The organism is Hydrogenophaga sp. GW101-3F08, assembly GCF_059424585.1.
The window spans coordinates 29406-45499 of sequence record NZ_JBWKZP010000015.1; the positions used below are offsets into that span (position 1 = coordinate 29406).

The 16094-nt window shown below is 66.7% G+C and carries 17 protein-coding genes; 4 read left to right on the forward strand and 13 right to left on the reverse strand.

Going from position 1 to position 16094, the window contains the following annotated elements; all coding sequences use genetic code 11:
- Nucleotides 1–2 precede the first annotated feature (2 nt).
- A complete protein-coding gene (locus tag AC07YZ_RS24525; protein ID WP_494796676.1) occupies nucleotides 3–1385 on the reverse strand; it encodes a phosphomannomutase/phosphoglucomutase in 1383 nt (460 codons plus the stop codon).
- Nucleotides 1386–1523: 138 nt separating this feature from the next.
- Between AC07YZ_RS24525 and AC07YZ_RS24530 the strand changes: the two genes are divergently transcribed.
- Genes AC07YZ_RS24530 through AC07YZ_RS24540 form a run of 3 tightly spaced genes read left to right on the forward strand, consistent with a single transcriptional unit; the run spans nucleotide 1524 to nucleotide 4646 of the window.
- Nucleotides 1524–3149, forward strand: a complete 1626-nt coding sequence (locus AC07YZ_RS24530) for a DNA-3-methyladenine glycosylase 2 family protein (protein WP_494796677.1) — start codon at nucleotides 1524–1526, stop codon at nucleotides 3147–3149.
- The gene (locus AC07YZ_RS24535) at nucleotides 3146–3724 is read left to right on the forward strand and encodes a methylated-DNA--[protein]-cysteine S-methyltransferase (protein WP_494796678.1); all 579 of its coding nucleotides are present in this window, start codon (nucleotides 3146–3148) and stop codon (nucleotides 3722–3724) included. Before AC07YZ_RS24530 ends, AC07YZ_RS24535 begins: the two co-directional genes overlap by 4 nt.
- Before the next feature lie 4 nt (nucleotides 3725–3728).
- The gene (locus AC07YZ_RS24540) at nucleotides 3729–4646 is read left to right on the forward strand and encodes a DMT family transporter (RefSeq protein ID WP_226492261.1); all 918 of its coding nucleotides are present in this window, start codon (nucleotides 3729–3731) and stop codon (nucleotides 4644–4646) included.
- A gap of 1 nt (nucleotide 4647) precedes the next feature.
- On the opposite strand, the gene AC07YZ_RS24545 is transcribed toward AC07YZ_RS24540, so the two are convergent.
- The 12 genes from AC07YZ_RS24545 to nifH form a co-directional block, all read right to left on the reverse strand.
- Nucleotides 4648–4992, reverse strand: a complete 345-nt coding sequence (locus AC07YZ_RS24545) for a nitrogen fixation protein NifQ (RefSeq protein WP_494796679.1) — start codon at nucleotides 4990–4992, stop codon at nucleotides 4648–4650.
- A gap of 172 nt (nucleotides 4993–5164) precedes the next feature.
- Nucleotides 5165–5473, reverse strand: a complete 309-nt coding sequence (gene fdxB / locus AC07YZ_RS24550) for a ferredoxin III, nif-specific (RefSeq protein WP_226492260.1) — start codon at nucleotides 5471–5473, stop codon at nucleotides 5165–5167.
- Nucleotides 5474–5495: 22 nt separating this feature from the next.
- Nucleotides 5496–5696 (reverse strand): CCE_0567 family metalloprotein, encoded by a 201-nt coding sequence (locus AC07YZ_RS24555; RefSeq protein WP_226492259.1) that lies wholly within the window; start codon nucleotides 5694–5696, stop codon nucleotides 5496–5498.
- Between the two features lie 2 nt (nucleotides 5697–5698).
- Nucleotides 5699–6193, reverse strand: coding sequence for a NifX-associated nitrogen fixation protein (locus tag AC07YZ_RS24560; RefSeq protein WP_494796680.1), 495 nt, complete (start codon nucleotides 6191–6193; stop codon nucleotides 5699–5701).
- Nucleotides 6190–6600, reverse strand: coding sequence for a nitrogen fixation protein NifX (gene nifX, locus AC07YZ_RS24565; protein WP_226492257.1), 411 nt, complete (start codon nucleotides 6598–6600; stop codon nucleotides 6190–6192). Before nifX ends, AC07YZ_RS24560 begins: the two co-directional genes overlap by 4 nt.
- 18 nt (nucleotides 6601–6618) lie before the next feature.
- Complete coding sequence (nifN, locus tag AC07YZ_RS24570) at nucleotides 6619–8019, reverse strand: nitrogenase iron-molybdenum cofactor biosynthesis protein NifN (RefSeq protein ID WP_226492256.1); 1401 nt, start codon at nucleotides 8017–8019, stop codon at nucleotides 6619–6621.
- Between the two features lie 23 nt (nucleotides 8020–8042).
- Complete coding sequence (gene nifE / locus AC07YZ_RS24575; protein WP_494796681.1) at nucleotides 8043–9536, reverse strand: nitrogenase iron-molybdenum cofactor biosynthesis protein NifE; 1494 nt, start codon at nucleotides 9534–9536, stop codon at nucleotides 8043–8045.
- A 259-nt stretch (nucleotides 9537–9795) separates the two neighbouring features.
- Nucleotides 9796–10305, reverse strand: a complete 510-nt coding sequence (locus AC07YZ_RS24580; protein ID WP_494796682.1) for a hypothetical protein — start codon at nucleotides 10303–10305, stop codon at nucleotides 9796–9798.
- Nucleotides 10306–10355: 50 nt separating this feature from the next.
- Nucleotides 10356–10697: a hypothetical protein gene (locus tag AC07YZ_RS24585; protein ID WP_226492253.1), complete on the reverse strand. Its 342-nt coding sequence runs from the start codon at nucleotides 10695–10697 to the stop codon at nucleotides 10356–10358.
- Nucleotides 10698–10954: 257 nt separating this feature from the next.
- Nucleotides 10955–12514 carry a nitrogenase molybdenum-iron protein subunit beta gene (gene nifK / locus AC07YZ_RS24590; protein WP_494796683.1) on the reverse strand — a complete coding sequence of 520 codons (1560 nt, stop codon included), beginning with the start codon at nucleotides 12512–12514 and terminating at the stop codon, nucleotides 10955–10957.
- Between the two features lie 71 nt (nucleotides 12515–12585).
- Complete coding sequence (gene nifD / locus AC07YZ_RS24595) at nucleotides 12586–14049, reverse strand: nitrogenase molybdenum-iron protein alpha chain (protein WP_226492251.1); 1464 nt, start codon at nucleotides 14047–14049, stop codon at nucleotides 12586–12588.
- 100 nt (nucleotides 14050–14149) lie between these two features.
- Nucleotides 14150–15043: a nitrogenase iron protein gene (gene nifH / locus AC07YZ_RS24600; protein ID WP_226492250.1), complete on the reverse strand. Its 894-nt coding sequence runs from the start codon at nucleotides 15041–15043 to the stop codon at nucleotides 14150–14152.
- Between the two features lie 415 nt (nucleotides 15044–15458).
- Here nifH and AC07YZ_RS24605 point away from each other — a divergent pair, with 415 nt between their 5' ends.
- A complete protein-coding gene (locus AC07YZ_RS24605; protein ID WP_494796684.1) occupies nucleotides 15459–16067 on the forward strand; it encodes a hypothetical protein in 609 nt (202 codons plus the stop codon).
- Nucleotides 16068–16094: the final 27 nt, after the last annotated feature.

Consider the following 16094-nt stretch of genomic DNA (forward strand, 5'->3'; position numbering starts at 1 on the left):
GCTCAATGGGCGCTCGCACCCACCACCGCGTCCGGCTTGCCCTGCAGCAGCAGGCCCAGCATGGCGGTTTCGATGCGGTGCAGGGCTTCGGTGGTGTGCCCTTCAAAACGCAACACCAGCACGGGCGTGGTGTTGGAGGCCCGGATCAGGCCGAAGCCGTCCGGCCAGTCCACGCGCACGCCATCGATGGTCGAGACCTTCGCGGGCGCATCGAAATGCGCGAGCGCCACGAGCTTTTCGACCACGGCGTGCGGCTCGCCCTCGGCGCAGGCCACATTGAGCTCGGGCGTGCTGAAGCTGGTGGGCAAGGCGTTGAGCACGGCGTTGGCGTCGGGGCTGCGGCTGAGGATTTCCAGCAGGCGCGCGCCGGCGTAGGTGCCGTCGTCAAAGCCGTACCAACGCTCTTTGAAAAAGATGTGACCACTCATTTCACCGCCGAGCGGACTGTCCAGCTCTTTCATGCGCGCCTTGATCAGCGAGTGGCCGGTCTTGTAGATGTGGGCCACACCACCGGCGGCCTCGATGGCCGGGGCCAGGCGCTGCGAGCACTTCACGTCGAAGACGATGTTGCCGCCCGGCACGCGCGAGAGCACGTCCTGCGAAAACAGGATCATCTGGCGGTCGGGGTAGATGTTGTTGCCGTCCTTGGTGACGATGCCCAGGCGGTCACCGTCGCCATCGAAGGCCAGGCCCAGCTCGGCGTCGGTCTCGCGCAGGGTGCGGATCACGTCCTGCAGGTTCTCGGGCTTGCTCGGGTCCGGGTGGTGGTTGGGGAAGTTGCCATCGACCTCGCTGAAGAGCTCGATCACCTCGCAGCCCAGCGCACGGAACAGCGCCGGCGCCGAAGCCCCGGCGATGCCGTTGCCGCAGTCCACCACCACCTTCATCGGCCGCGAGAGCTTCACGTCGCCAACGATGCGATCGGTATAAGGCGCCAGCACGTTCACATGGCGCACGCGCCCACCGTCGGCGAAGCGGTGGCTATCGGTCTCCATCATGCGGCGCAGGGCCTGGATGTCCTCACCGTAGATGGCGCGGCCGCCCAGCACCATCTTGAACCCGTTGTAATCCTTGGGGTTGTGGCTGCCCGTGACTTGGATGCCGCTCCTGCACAGCGTGCTGGCCGCGAAATACAGCATGGGGGTGGTCGCCAGACCGATGTCGATCACGTCCACACCGGCGGCCACCAGGCCGCGGATCAGGGCGGCCGACAGGGCCGGGCCGCTCAGGCGGCCATCGCGGCCCACGGCCACGGTGTTTTCGCCCTGCTGGCGGGCCTGGGTTCCGAAAGCCAGGCCAAGGGCCTCAGCCACCGCCTCGTTGAGGGAGGCCGGGACCACGCCCCGAATGTCGTAGGCCTTGAAGATGGATGCGGCAACTTGCATGTAATTGTCTCAATCTCTGGATACGCCGATACCGTGGATTGTAGGTGGCCGGGCTGGGGGGCTTTTTGCGCCCCGTTCGGCAGGGACATGTCCGGAAACGGCCAGTCAGGCCCCGGTGATCGCCGTACCATGCAGCCCATGGACACCCCCCGACGCCCCGACGACGACGCCCGCTACCGCGCGCTGTGTTCCCACGACGCGCGCTTTGACGGGCGCTTTTTCATCGGCGTCACCTCCACCGGGGTCTACTGCCGGCCGGTCTGCCGGGTGCGCACGCCGCGGCGCGAGAACTGCCGTTTTTTTGACCATGCCGCCCAGGCCGAGCGGGCCGGCTTCCGTCCCTGCCTGCGCTGCCGCCCCGAACTGGCGCCACTGGAGCGCCACTGGTCGCTGGAAGACGCCTCCACCATCCTGGTGCAACAGGCCACGCGCCTGCTCGACGACCCCCAGTCCTGGCTGGACGCCGCGACCGAAGGCGCCACCGTGAGCCGGCTGGCCGACCGCATGGGCGTGAGCGACCGCCACCTGCGGCGCATTTTCGAGGCCCGGCTCGGCGTCTCCCCGCTGCAGTACCTGCAGACCCGCAAGCTGCTGACCGCCAAACAGCTGCTGGCCGACACCACCCTGCCAGTCACCCAGGTCGCGCAGGCCAGCGGTTTCGCCAGCCTGCGCCGCTTCAACGCGGCCATCCAGGCGCGCTACGGCCTGAGCCCCACCCAGATGCGCCGCAACCCGCTGACCCTGGCCACGCCCTCGCGCACACCGACCGGCCACGCCGGCACGGTGCGCCTGTCGTGGCGGCCACCGTACGACGCGGTGGCGATGCTGGGCTTCCTGGGCACCCGGGCGCTGCCTGGCGTCGAGTGCGTGAACACCGATGCCCTGCGCCTGCAGCGCACGGTGCGGCTGACGGTGGCCGGGCAGCCGCATACCGGCTGGCTGGACGCGCAGCTCGACCTGGCGGCCCACCGGCTGCTGCTGCGCGTGAGCGACAGCCTGCACGCGGTGCTGCCCAGCGTGATCTGGCGGGTGCGCGCGCTGTTCGACCTGGACGCCGATCCGCAGGCCATCAACGCCGTGCTGCAGGCCGACTTTCCCGGTGGCGACGGCCTGCGGGTGCCCGGCTGCTTCGACGGTTTCGAGCTGGCGGTGCGCGCGGTGCTGGGCCAGCAGATCACCGTGGCGGCGGCGCGCACCATGGCCACCCGCCTGCTGGAGCGTTTTGGCGAGCCCATCGCCACACCCGAACCGGCCCTGCACCGCCTGTTTCCCACGCCCCAGGCCCTGGCCGAGGCCGAGCCACAGGCGCTGGGCGAACTGGGCATCGTGCGCCAGCGCCAGGCCGCGATCCAGGCACTGGCGCGCGCCGTGGCCAGCGGCCAGCTCGACCTGAGCGGCCACGCCGACCTGGCGCTCACCACCCAGGCCCTGCTGGCCCTGCCCGGCATCGGCCCCTGGACCGCGCAGTACATCGCCATGCGCGCCCTGCGCTGGCCCGACGCCTGGCCCCGTGGCGACGTGGCGCTGCAGCAGGCCCTGGGTCTGGTCGAGCTCAAGGGCCCGGCCGCGGCCAACGAAGCCGCGCGCCAGGCCGCCGCCTGGCAACCCTGGCGCAGCTACGCCGTGATCCGCGCCTGGGCGGGCTGCCACGCCCGCCCAGAGCCCCCTGGCGTCACGGACGGCGCCACGCACTGCGCCACGAACGGCGTCGAAAGCCCCACCGAGGCTCTCACCGAGCCCTCCACCCAGGACGACACACCATGAGCTTCCTACCGCAAGCGGTTCAAACCACCCTCCCGTCCCCCCTGGGCCCGCTGTTGCTGGCCGCCAGCTCCCGGGGACTGGCCGGCGTGTGGTACGCCGACCAGCGCCACGAGCCCCCGCCGCAACAGGTGCAACGCTGGCCCATCGACCACGACCACCCCCTGCTGCGCACCGCTGCCGCGCAACTGGACGCCTACTTCCGGGGCGAACGGCTGGACTTCGACCTGCCGCTGGACCTCTCGGGCGGCACGCCGTTCCAGCGCGCGGTGTGGCTGGCCCTGCTTGGCATCCCGGCGGGCCACACCCGCAGCTACGGCGACATGGCGCGCCAGATCGAACGGCCGGCCGCGGTGCGCGCGGTGGGCGCGGCCATCGGGCGCAATCCGCTGGGCATCGTGGTGCCCTGCCACCGCGTGGTCGGCGGCAACGGTTCACTGACGGGCTATGCCGGCGGGCTGGACCGCAAGCGGGCCCTGTTGCGGCTCGAAGGCGCATTGATCGACAAAGCGCATCAATGGCCGGAGCAAACATCATCAACGGGCCGCCCCGCCGCACAGCCTTTGCCGGCACACTGAGCCCATGTCGCCCGCCCTCATTCTTGAATTCTTCCTGCTCGCCGCCCTCTGGGGCTCGTCCTTCCTCTTCATGCGCCTGGGCGCGGCCGAGTTCGGAGCGCTGCCCACGGCGGGCCTGCGGGTGGCGCTGGCGGCGCTGTTCCTGCTGCCGGTGTTTCTGCTCAAAGGCGTCTGGGCCGACTTCCGCCTGCGCGCCAAGCCCATCCTCTTCGTGGGCCTGCTCAACTCGGGCATCCCGTTCGCGCTGTTTTCCTTCGCGGTGATGCACATCACCACCGGCCTCACGTCCATCCTCAACGCCACCGTGCCGCTGCTGGGCGCGGTGGTGGCCTGGCTCTGGCTCAAGGACCGCCCGGGCGGCTCGCGCATGCTGGGCCTGGGGATCGGTTTCGTGGGCGTGACGCTGCTGGTGCTCGGCAAATCCGGCTTCAGCGCCACCGGGGTGGCCGGGGCCGGCTCCACCGGCACCACCCTGCTGGCCATGGGCGCCTGCCTGTTGGCCACGCTGTGTTACGGCATCGCCGCGAGTTTCACCAAACGTTACCTCACCGGCGCCCATCCGCTGGCCACCGCCACCGGCAGCCAGATCGGCGCGGCCCTGGGCCTGGCCCTGCCCACGCTCTGGCTCTGGCCCGAACAGCCCGTGAGCGCCACGGCCTGGGGTGCGCTGGCCGCGGTGGCGCTGTTCTGCACCGCCATCGCCTACATCCTGTTTTTCCACATCATCGAGAAGGCCGGCCCGAGCAAGGCCCTCACCGTCACCTTCCTGGTGCCGGTGTTCGCCCTGCTCTACGGCGGATTCTTCCTGGGCGAACGCATCACGCCCTGGATGGTGATCTGCGGGCTCATCATCGTCTGCGGCACCGCGCTGTCCACCGGGCTGGTGCGGCTGCAGTGGCTGGAACGCCGCGCCAGCGCTTGATTCACTCGGCGCCGAAGCACAGGCTGCGGTCGCTGCAGACGCCACAGCTGGGCGACTTGCAGATCAGCAGGTCCTCGCGCAGGCACAGCTGCCGGTAAAAGAACTTCTTCCACTTCATGTGCTGGGTGTTGCGCGCCGCCAGCGCCGGGAACCAGTGTCCGATCAGGGCTGAGAGTTCCACCCGCGAGGGCAGGCGCAGGTCCTGCCAGAGGTGCTGGTCGCCCAGGCTGGCGCAGGCGATGGCCCAGGCCACGGCCTCGGCCGCCTCGGCGCTGCCGGCCGCGGGGTCGGTGTGATCGCGCAGCAGGCCCATCAGATCGTCGATCTCGTCGCGCCGCGTCTGCATGCGGGCGGCCAGCGCGGCCCAGTCGGGGCTCGGCGCCGGAGGGCAATCCGTGACGCATGAGGCAATCGGACCGGGTGGCACCGCCGGGCCGGCTTCGCCGGACGGCTGGTGTCGCCCCCTTGAGGGGGGATGCGGCCACGCGAAGCGGGCAAGCGACGGGGGTGGGCTCATGTCAAACGGGGGCCGCTGCGTGCGTGTAGCACTTCTTGGGGCAGATGCGGGCGCAGGCGGTGCAGCCGATGCACAGCTCCTTGTGCGCCAGCGTCATCACCTTTTTCTCGTACTCGTCGTCGTCATCGTCGTCCTCGTCGACGTGCACGTATTCACCGTCCTCGTTGAGGCCGACGAGTTCGAGCACGCCGCGCGGGCACACCTTGAAGCAGCGGCCGCAGCCGATGCACTTTTCCTCGTCCAGCGCGGCCACGAAGGTCGGCGTCCAGGTGGCGCCGCTGGGCAGGGTCACGTTGAAGGTCTGGCTCATGGGTTCTCTCCGTCGGGCGGGTTCAGTCCGTGGCCGCGGCCAGCGCCTGGCGCGCCGCCATCAGCGCGGCGTGGGCGTCGTGGCAGCGCCGGGACACTTCGGGGATCTTTTCCCAGCCGGTGGGCAGGTCCTCGGACAGGTCGTGCAGGTCCATCTTGGCTTGCGTGGCCTGGGCGTTGAGCTTGCGGATGCGCAGCTTCAGTTCGTCGGCGGTTTCGCTCATGGTCAGGCTCCGTACTGCGCCACCTCGGGGTAGCTGCGGATCATGGTCACGGCCTCTTCCAGGAACTTGCCGCCGGCTTCGGCCAGCTTGGCCAGCGACGAAAAGCCGAAGCGGTGCACGTCGCGCAGCTGCTTGTTCACCACCACCAGCCGGCCCGCGATCAGCACCATGCGGCCAAAACCCTCGTGGCTCATCTTCATCATGGGCGAGACCATCTGGCCGGTTTCGCGCTCGATCGCCACGGCGATGGCGTTGTAGAAAATCTCCAGGTGCCACAGCGTCTCGGGGTCCGGGTCGCCCAGGATGGGCAGGGCGCGGCGCTCCTCGGCGGTGTGGATGTAGGGCTTGAGCAGTTGCAGGTCGCTCTTGCCGTCCCAGGTGCCGTGCGTGTCCTGCGCGCGCATCTGCTTGATCAGTTGCTGCACGAAGGGCGTGGCCAGCAGGGCCTCGTCGCTGCTGGCGTCGCTGGGGGTGTCGATGCTGGCGCTGGCGGTCATGGGGTCACCTCGTCGTCTTCAAAGTCGTGCACGCGCTCGCCGGCCTTGGCCATGGCCTTGCGCAGCCAGGGCGGCGGCGTGCCCTGCAGCACCGTCTGCAGCTTGTCCAGGATGGTGGCGATGGGTTCGGGCTGCGGCACCTTGATGGGGTGGATCTTCATAGCCACGACGCGCGCCGCGCCCGAGCCGCCGATGGCCGCCACGTACAGGATGGCCACGTCGTGGATGGCTTCGAGCTTGGGCGCGAGCTTGTCCTCGTCGCCGTCTTCTTCGAGCTTGTCGCCAAACTCGAAGCTCTCGACGAACTGCTGCCCTTCGGGGGTGACCTCGTACACCACGATGCTCTTGGCCCAGCCAAAGTGCGCATCCACGTGCACCTTGTCCTGGGTGGCGAAGGCGATTTTCATGACGTTTCTCCTTGGAATTCAGGCACTGGCCGAGGCCAGCGTGGTGGTGTCCGGGGCTTCGGCGCTGGTGGCGACGTGGGTCGCCGCGCGCCGGGCCTCGGGCGTGAGGGGCCAGTCGCCCGCGTGGTGGTGCGCGATGCGCCCGATCATCAGGTTGGCGATCTCGAAGATCAGGTTCATGGTGCCGCGGTAACCCACCTGCACACGGTGGGCGTTGCCGATGCGGTCGAACACCGGAAAGCCGATGCGCAGGAACGGCTTGTCCAGGCGCTCGGCGGCCTGGCGGCCGTGGGAGTGGGTGATCAGCAGATCGCAATCGGCCGCGCCCGCCTCCAGGTCTTCCAGGTCGCCCAGCAACACCTCCTGAGCCGGCAGCAGCGCGTGCGCGGCCGACTTGGTGGTGCTCACGCAGCAGCGCAGCTCGGCGCCCATCTCGTGCAGCAGGCCGCCCACGGCCAGCAGCAGATCGGGCTCGGCGCCAATGGCCACCTTCACGCCCCCGGTGTAGAAATGGCCGTCGAGCATGGCGTCGAGCAACTGGCTGCGCTGGCGGCGGTACCGGGCCGGAACCGGCTTGCCCGAGAGTTTCGAGAGGCGCTGCAGCAGGCGGTCGTTCACCTCCAGGCCGCTGAGCCGCTCGAAGATCTCCAGCGGCGTGCCGGCGATGGCCTGCAGGGCCTCGGCGCCTTCGCGGGTCTGCTCGCCCACGCCGATGGTGAAGGCCGAAGCGCCGGCGCGGCGGATGTCTTCCAGCGTGGTGCCGCCCAGCGTGGTGCCGCGCCAGTCGGGCGGAATGTGGCCGTCCAGCGAACCCGAGATGTCGGGCAGCACGACGGGGTTCAGGCCAAAGGCCTGGACGATCTCGCGCAGTTCGTCGATGTCGCCCGGCGAAAGGTGGCTGCCCGGCAGCAGCGTGATCTGGTCGGCCACCACCGGCAGCGGCTTGACCAGCGTTTTCACGATGGCCGTGATGGCGTGTTTGAAGCCGTCTTCAAACGCACCCACGTAGTCGGGCGTGGACACGTAGACGATCTCGGTGTCGTCCAGCTCGGGCTTGCGTTTGCGCACCGTGGCGATGTAGCCGTCCACGTCGTCGCCCTTGGTTTCGGTCAGGCCCGTGGAGCAGATGGCGATGAGCTTGGGCGCGGCGCGTTTGCGGATGTTGAGCAGCGCCGCTTCGATGTTGTCGTAGCCGCCCAGGATGGACGTGACCTCGTTCATTGCCGTGGTCTGCAACGGAATGGCTTCCTTGAAGTGCCGCACCAGCAGCACCAAGCCAAACGAGGTACAGCCCTGCGAGCCGTGCATCACCGGCATGCAGGCGTCCAGCCCCAGAAAAGCGAAGCTCGCGCCCAGCGGCTGGCTCATCTTCAGCGGGTTGACCGTGCAGGCCTTTTTGGATTCGACGACGCGTGCCATGGCTGTTGTCCTGAGGGGTTGCGTCAAACGGGGATTTCTTCGGGTTCGAGACCCATGGCCTTGGCCGCGATGCCGCTCAGGTGATCGGTGGAGGCCGTGGGCATCACCGCGCCCAGGCTCTCACCGTCGTCGCCCCAGGGCGCGGGGATGCGCACCTGCTGCCACACCGGGTTGAAGATGGCGCGGTCGATCTCGGCCACCAGCTCCACCATGCCCTCGTAGCCGCCATAGGGGTGGTGGCGCTCCTGGTTGATGTCCAGCCAGGGCATGCGCGCCTTGAGCGCCACGAACTGCGAGCGCCCGCCCGACAACATGATGTCGGCCTTGGCGTCGCGCAACATGGCGTACATCTCGCGCGGCGTCATGTCGTCGATCATGTGGGCGTCGGCGCCCTCGCCCATGATCTCCTTGATCTTTTCCTTGTCTTCCTTGGTGCTCTTCTTGACGCTGGTGCCGACGATCTCCATGCCGCCCTCCTGCAGCGCCGCCACCACCGACCAGGACTTCACCCCGCCCGTGATCAGCAGCACGCGCTTGCCCTGCAGGCGCTTCCGGTACCCGGCGATGCGCTTCCAGGCACGCGCCTCCTCCACCTCGATCAGGCGCTCGGTGCGATCGATCAGATCGTCGGGCGCGCCTTGCTTCACCAGCAGGCGGGCAATCTGGCGCAGGGTCTCGCTCATGTCGCCGATGCCGTAGAACGAACCCTCGAAATACGGAATGCCCCAGCGCTGCTCCATCTTGGTCGCGATGTTGATCATCGACTTGGAGCACACCATCATGTTCACCTTGGCGCGGTGGGCGCTGGCGATCTCGTTGTAGCGGCCGTCGCCCGAGATGCACGAGAGGATGCGGATGCCCAGAGCGTCGAGCAGCGGTTTGACCTGCCAGAGTTCACCCACCAGGTTGTATTCGCCAATGATGTTGATGTCGTACGGCGTGGTGAACGCCGGCTCGCGCGTGCCGATCACGTAATCAAGCAGCGCTTCGGCCCCCAGCTTGTTGCCCAGGTTTTTCGGGCCGGCGAAACCCGGCGCGTTGACCGGGATCACCGGCTTGCCGAACTTCGCGCTGGCGCGCTGGCACACCGCCTCGATGTCGTCGCCCACCAGCGCCGTAACGCAGGTCTGGTAGACGAACACCGCGGGCGGGTCGTACTTTTCAATGATTTCGCGGATGGACTTGAACAGACGCTTCTCGCCACCGTAGATCACGTCGAGTTCGCTGATGTCGGTGGTGAAGCCGCTGCGGTAGAGCTGCGAGCCCGACGACGCGCTGTGCCGGTTGTCCCACGAGTTGCCCTCGCAGGCGATCGGGCCATGCACCAGGTGCGCCACGTCCACCACCGGCTGCAGCGCGATCTTGGCGCCGTCAAACGCGCAGCCACCGGCCGCCGCGCCAGGCGAGAGCTGCTTGGTGCAACCCTTCTTGCGCTCCTTCTCACTCTTGCCCTGGTTCTTGTCGCAACCGGGCTCTTCGAACACTTCGGCGATCTTGGCCTTGAGCGATACAGACATGGCGGACTCCAGAGAAGTGGGTTGTGGTCCTCGTTGCAATTTGGGTGCCAGCCGGAAAACGCCGCGTAAAGGCCCGTTCTGCCGTCCCAGGTGGTTCAAGCGCTTTTGCTGTGGCGGTTTTGGAGGGATTGCGACGGCGGTTTTCCGACATCGGGCGAGGGGCTCCAAGCCCGAGAGAACGCTGAAGAGATGCTTGCGGATGCGCGCCCGCTGTCGGGGGGTGCAGGGCGGAAAACGCAGACGGCCCGACAGCGCTGCGTCAGTTGTCGTCGGCCAGCACTTCCAGCGCCACCAACTGCTCGTAGAGCGCACGCCGCGCGTGCCAGTGCGCCTGGCCAGCGATGCGCGGGTCGGCGCCTTCAAACGCGCCGATGGCGTCGCGGTCGCCGTGGTAGATGCAGGTGAAGCCGCCGCGCGCGGCCAGCGCGGCTTCGTGGGCGGCGGTCTCGCTCACGGGCTCGGAGCTCAGCACGCCGGCGCCGAGCAGGTGGTCGGCCCGGTACAGAGCGGTGTCCCAGCCGTGGCTGTCGCCCAGCGCGCAGATGGCCGGGTAGCGCTCGCGCGCCAGTGCATCCACCTCGGCGTGGCCGAGGTCTTCGAACAGGCGCCGCGCGGTCAGCTGGTCGTGGATCTCCCAGGGTTCCAGCGGGTCGCCGGCCGCGACCTTGCGGGCGAAGTCGGCCGCGTCGTAGGCGAACCAGGCGCGCGGCGCGGCATGTTCGGGCACTTCCACCACATAGATCATGGTCTTCTCTGATGGCGCAAGCACTTCGACAGGCTCAGTGCGAACGGTTTTTGGCGTACGAAAGCGAAGCCGCGTCACTCCACACCGTCGGCAGCCGTCTTGGTCCACACGGCCTTGCGGATGCGCTGCGTGATGCCGGCGGGGCTGGCGTCGAAGTGGCGTTGCGCGGCCGACAGCGCGCCCTGCGCCACGGCGGCCTCGGCCAGCGTCAGCGGCAGGCGCCCCGCCACATGCGAGGCCCCGGGCACCGCCTGCGCGATGGCCTGGCGGTTCGGGTGTTCATCCAGCGGGATCAGGCTGTCGGTTTCCCGCACGCCGCCCAGACAGACCCAGCCATCGATCACCTCGACCTTGCGACCGTCCAAGGTGGTCTTGACGTGGACCACGTCCAGCGCCGGACGGGTTGTCGAGTCCACAAGCACAGGTGAGGAACTGAACGTCGCATTGGCCATAAAGCACCTCGAAAAGATAGGAAGTAACCCCGCGCCCCACCCAGGCCGCCGCAGAACCGGCTCTGCCGAGCCGCAGGCATCGCCCTCCGGGTAGGAGTGACGAGCGCAACCCGGCGCGAAGGGTTCCACACCGAGGCCGCCGCGGAACGGGCTTTGCCCGGCCGCCAGCGGCGCCCCCTGGGGGGTGACGCGCGCAGCGCGGCGCGGGGGGGGGGGCACATTCACCGAATAATGTCGTAGCTGTAGTCCGTCTTGCCCGCCACGATGGTGTTCGCGTCCAGCGTCTCGAAGAACTCGTCGAGCAGGGTGACCAGCACGCGCATGCCGCCTTCGTAGCCCCAGGTGGGGAAACGGTGGTAGTGGTGGCGATCGAAGATCGGGAACACCATGCGCACCAGCGGGGTCTTGGTGTCGCGCTCCAGGTACTTGCCGTAGGTGTTGCCGATCAGGAAGTCCACCGGCTCGGTGAACAGCAGCGAACGCAGGTGCCACAGATCGCGCTTGGGGTAGACCTTGCAGCCCGCGCCGTAGGGCGAGGCATCGAACAGGGCTTGCACCTTGGCGGCCCAGGTTTCGGTACCGTTGGTGGCGAGCACATGGGCCGGCTCGGCGCCGAGCTCCAGCAGGAACTGCGTGTAGCCCAGCAGCTGGTCCGGGTCGCCATACAGGGCGTAGCGCTTGCCGTGCAGGTGGGCCTGGCTGTCGGCCATGGCGTCCACCAGTTCGCCGCGCTCTTTCTCCAGCTCGGCCGGGATCGGCTTGCCGGTCAGGCGCGAGATTTCCATCAGGAACTGGTCGGTACCGGCCACGCCGATGGGGGCGTTCAGCGTGACGACTTCCTGGCCGTGTTCGGCGATGAACTTGCTGGTCTTCTCGCAGCAGAACTCCTGGAACACGATGGTGGCCTTGGCGTGCAGCGCGGCGATCACTTCTTCTTTCGAGGTGCCACCGGCGTACATGCGGAACTCGCCGTCGGTGGGCGTGTTCCAGTTGCCGCTCGGGTCGCAGATGATGTTCACCTTGACGCCGAACAGATCGAAGATGCGGCGGATTTCCTTCATGTTGCCGACCACGAAACCGTCGAAGCCGCCGATGAAGTTGATGCTGTCGTCGGGCACGCGCACCAGGGGTTCGGTGGTCTTGGCCTTGCCGTCCCAGAAGTGGCGCAGGATGCCCAGCAGCGCGTTGTCGTAGCCGGTGATGTGGCTGCCGACGAAGGCCGGGGTGTGGGCAAACGGCACGTCGAACTCTTCGGGCACGCTGCCTTTCTGCTTGCTGGTCTTGATGAAGGCGTCCACGTCGTCGCCGATCACTTCGGCCATGCAGGTGGTGGACACCGCGATCATGTCGGGCTGGTACAGGCTGTAGGCGTTGGCCAGGCCGTCGACCATGTTGTTCAGGCCACCGAACACGGCCGCGTCTTCCGTCATGGACGAGCTCACGCAGGACGTGGGCTCCTTGAAATGGCGGCTGAAATGCGAGCGGTAGTAGGCCACGCAACCCTGGCTGCCGTGCACGAAGCTCAGGGTCTTCTGGAAGCCGTTGGCCACGTACACGGCGCCCAGCGGCTGGCAGGCCTTGGCCGGGTTCACGGCCAGCGACTCGCGGGCGAAGTTCTTCTGTTTGTAGTCTTCGGTCTTGGTCCACTCGACGATCTGCTTGATGCTCTCGTCGGAGTGGTTGAACTCGAACGACGCCTTCTTGTTGCGGAAGATGTCCTGGTACTCGGGCTCGCGGAACAGCAGTTCGTGGTCGAGGATCTTTTCGGCTGATTGGGGCATGGTGCTCTCCAGAGGATGTTGAGATTCAAGGAGCGGACGACCGGCCCATGCCAGGCCGCCCGCAGTCTTCTTCAGGCGGCCTTCTTCCAGGGCGCTTTCGTCAGGCCCCAGATCGGGCTGGAGATCGCCATGTCCATGTCACGGGCGAAGATGGCGAAGCCGTCGTAGCCGTGGTAGGGGCCGGAGTAGTCCCAGCTGTGCATCTGGCGGAACGGCACGCCCATCTTCTGGAACACGTACTTTTCCTTGATGCCCGAGCCCACCAGGTCGGGCTGCACCTGCTCGACGAACTTCTCGAACTCGTAGCCGGTCACGTCGTCGTAGATCAGCGTGCCGTCTTTCACGTAGTGCGTGGTGCGCTGGTAGTCGTCGCCGTGGCCGAATTCGTAGCCGGTGCCGACCACTTCCATCCCTAAGTCTTCGTAGGCGCCGATCACGTGGCGCGGGCGCAGACCGCCCACGAACAGCATGACCTTCTTGCCCTGCAGGCGCGGCTTGAACTTGTCGATCACGGCCTGCATCAGCGGCTTGTACTTGGCGATCACGGCTTCGGCCTTGGCCTTGATGCTGTCGTCGAAGTGGCTGGCGATCTCGCGCAGGCTCTTCTCGATCATGGTCGGGCCGAAGAAGTTGTATTCCACCCATGGAATGCCGTACTTCTCTTCCATGTGGCGGCTGATGTAGTTCATCGAGCGGTAGCAGTGCAGCACGTTGAGCTTGGCCTTGGGCGTGTTCTCGATCTCGGCGATGGTGCCGTCGCCGGACCACTGCGAGATCACGCGCAGCCCCATTTCTTCGAGCAGGATGCGGCTGGACCAGGCGTCTCCGCCGATGTTGTAGTCGCCGATGATGGCCACGTCGTACGGCGTGGAGACGAACTCGGGGTGCTTGTTCGGGTCGGTGCGGTCGAACACCCAGTCGCGGATCGCGTCGTTGGCCAGGTGGTGGCCGAGCGACTGGCTCACGCCACGGAAACCTTCGCAGCGCACGGGCACGATGGTCTTGCCTTCGTACTCCTTGCTCTTCTTCTTCGACACGGCTTCGATGTCGTCGCCGATCAGGCCGATCGGGCATTCGCTCTGGATCGAGATTCCCTTGTTCAGGGGGAACAGCTCCTGGATTTCGTCAATGATCTTGTCGAGCTTTTTGTCACCACCGAAGACGATGTCCTTTTCCTGGAAATCGCTGGTGAACTGCATGGTCACGAAGGTGTCGATGCCGGTGGTGCCGATGTAGTAGTTGCGGCGTGCGGCCCAGCTGTACTGGCCGCAGCCCACCGGGCCGTGGCTGATGTGGACCATGTCCTTGATGGGCCCCCACACCACGCCCTTGGAGCCGGCGTAGGCACAACCGCGGATGGTCATGACGCCCGGCAGGGACTTGATGTTGGACTTGACGCCGCAGTCCGGCTTGCCTTCTTCGAACGTGCCCAGGTGCTTTGCCCTGCGCTTGGCCATCTTTTCCGGATAGGCCTTCAGCACTTCATCAATCAAGGCTTTGTTCGTGGCCTTGCGGTCTTCAACTGTGGCAGTCATGGGGTAACTCCAATGGATATTTGGTTTTGCTTGGGTGATCAAGGCCGACCCACCGGCACGGGCCAGGCGGGTCGGGCTTGTGGGCCGACGGATGGGCCGTTCAGGCGGCGGCCAGGGCGGCGGCGGCCGCAGCGGCCTTGCCGACTTCGGACTCGTCGATCGCTTGCATGATCCCGAACTCCATCAGCATGTCCTCGAGCTGGTCCATGGTGATGGGGGTGGGGATGGTGCCGTTGCCGGCGTTGTTGTGGATCTTCGAGGCCAGGGTGCGGTACTCGGCGGCCTGCTTGGAGTCGGGCGCGTACTCGATCACGGTCATGCGGCGCAGCTCGGCGTGTTGCACGATGTTGTCGCGCGGCACGAAGTGGATCAGCTTGCTGCCCAGCATGCCGGCCAGCGCTTCGGCCAGCTCCAGTTCCTTGTCGGTCTGGCGCTCGTTGCAGACCAGGCCGCCCAGGCGCACACCACCCGAGTTGGCGTACTTCAGAATGCCCTTGGAGATGTTGTTGGCCGCGTACATGGCCATCATCTCGCCCGACATCACGATGTAGATTTCCTGCGCCTTGTTTTCGCGGATGGGCATGGCGAAGCCGCCGCACACCACGTCACCCAGCACGTCGTAGGACACGTAGTCCACGCCGTCGTAGGCGCCGTTTTCTTCCAGGAAGTTGATCGAGGTGATGACGCCGCGACCAGCGCAGCCGACGCCTGGCTCAGGGCCGCCGGACTCGACGCAACGGATGTCCTTGTAGCCGATCTTCATCACATCTTCGAGCTCCAGGTCCTCCACCGAACCGGCTTCAGCGGCCAGCGAGAGGATGGTGTCCTGGGCCTTGGCGTGCAGGATCAGGCGGGTCGAGTCGGCCTTGGGGTCGCAGCCGACGATCAGGATTTTCTGGCCGAGATCGGACAGAGCAGCCAGTGTGTTTTGAGACGTGGTCGATTTACCGATGCCACCTTTGCCGTAGAAGGCGATTTGCCGAAGTTTGGCCATTGCAGTACTCCATTCAGGAAGGGTTGAAAAACCTAAGCTTGCGTAGCCGCGACTGGGTCAGCCTTTCGTGCCTATTGCTCTTATTCTTGGGTTCACGCCTGGCCGGACTGGTGTCCGCGCAGGCCTCTCATTGCAGCTTCCGTGCCATGCCTTGGCCACCGTGCGCCAAGGCCCTCTCTCCATAGGGAAAACGGCGTTTTTCGGGGCCTTGCGAGCGGGTTTCCGGTGTTTGTCCACTTCCCGACAAAACGGCGAATCGCGTCGCAAAAAATCCAGCGCGCGGGCGGGTCGGGTCGGGTTTGTGTCGGGTTTGCAGGGCCACACACCGGCTGGGCGCCTGGTACGGTCATTGCTGATACAGCACGGTGACGAACACCCCGTCTCCCACCCTGTAGACCCAACCGAAGGAAGCTTCATGACCGCCACCCTGGAACGCAAAGAGATCGACGACACCGCGTTTGCCCGCCTGGAGAGTGAGGGGCGCCTGCTCAACCCCCTGCTCAAGGCGCCCACCAACCCGTTCGGTCGCGTGGGCTTTCGCGGCGAGCTGGCGCTGCGCTTCGCGCCCAAGCTGGCCGACGAGGCCCGCCCGCCCGAGCTGCTGTGCACGCAGGCCATGGCCGTGGCCAAGGTGGGCGACAAGCACCTGCCCTTTTTCGCCGGCTACCTGCTGAGCTTCGAACACCTCAAGGACGTGGCCGAGGTGCTGGGCGACACGCTCAGCGCCGGTGGCAAGTACTTCCTGTTCTGCAACAACATCGACCTCTCGAAGAAGTACCAGGTGCCCTACAAGGGCGCGATGTTCTATGTGTTGCCGATCGACGAGGCCACGGTCTACAACGAACTGCTCGACCTGTTCTATCTGGAAAAGGGCGACCTGAAGAAGAAGGACACGGCCGGCAAGCTCGACGCCATCGCCGACGCCGCGCTCAAGTTCGACGTGACCTTCGACACCATCACCTACGACGAGGGCCTGGCGCTCATGGGCCCGGTGCGCAACCCGAACGAAAACCGCCCGGTCTGAGGCCGATCTTCCGGCGCCGTGCCGGTA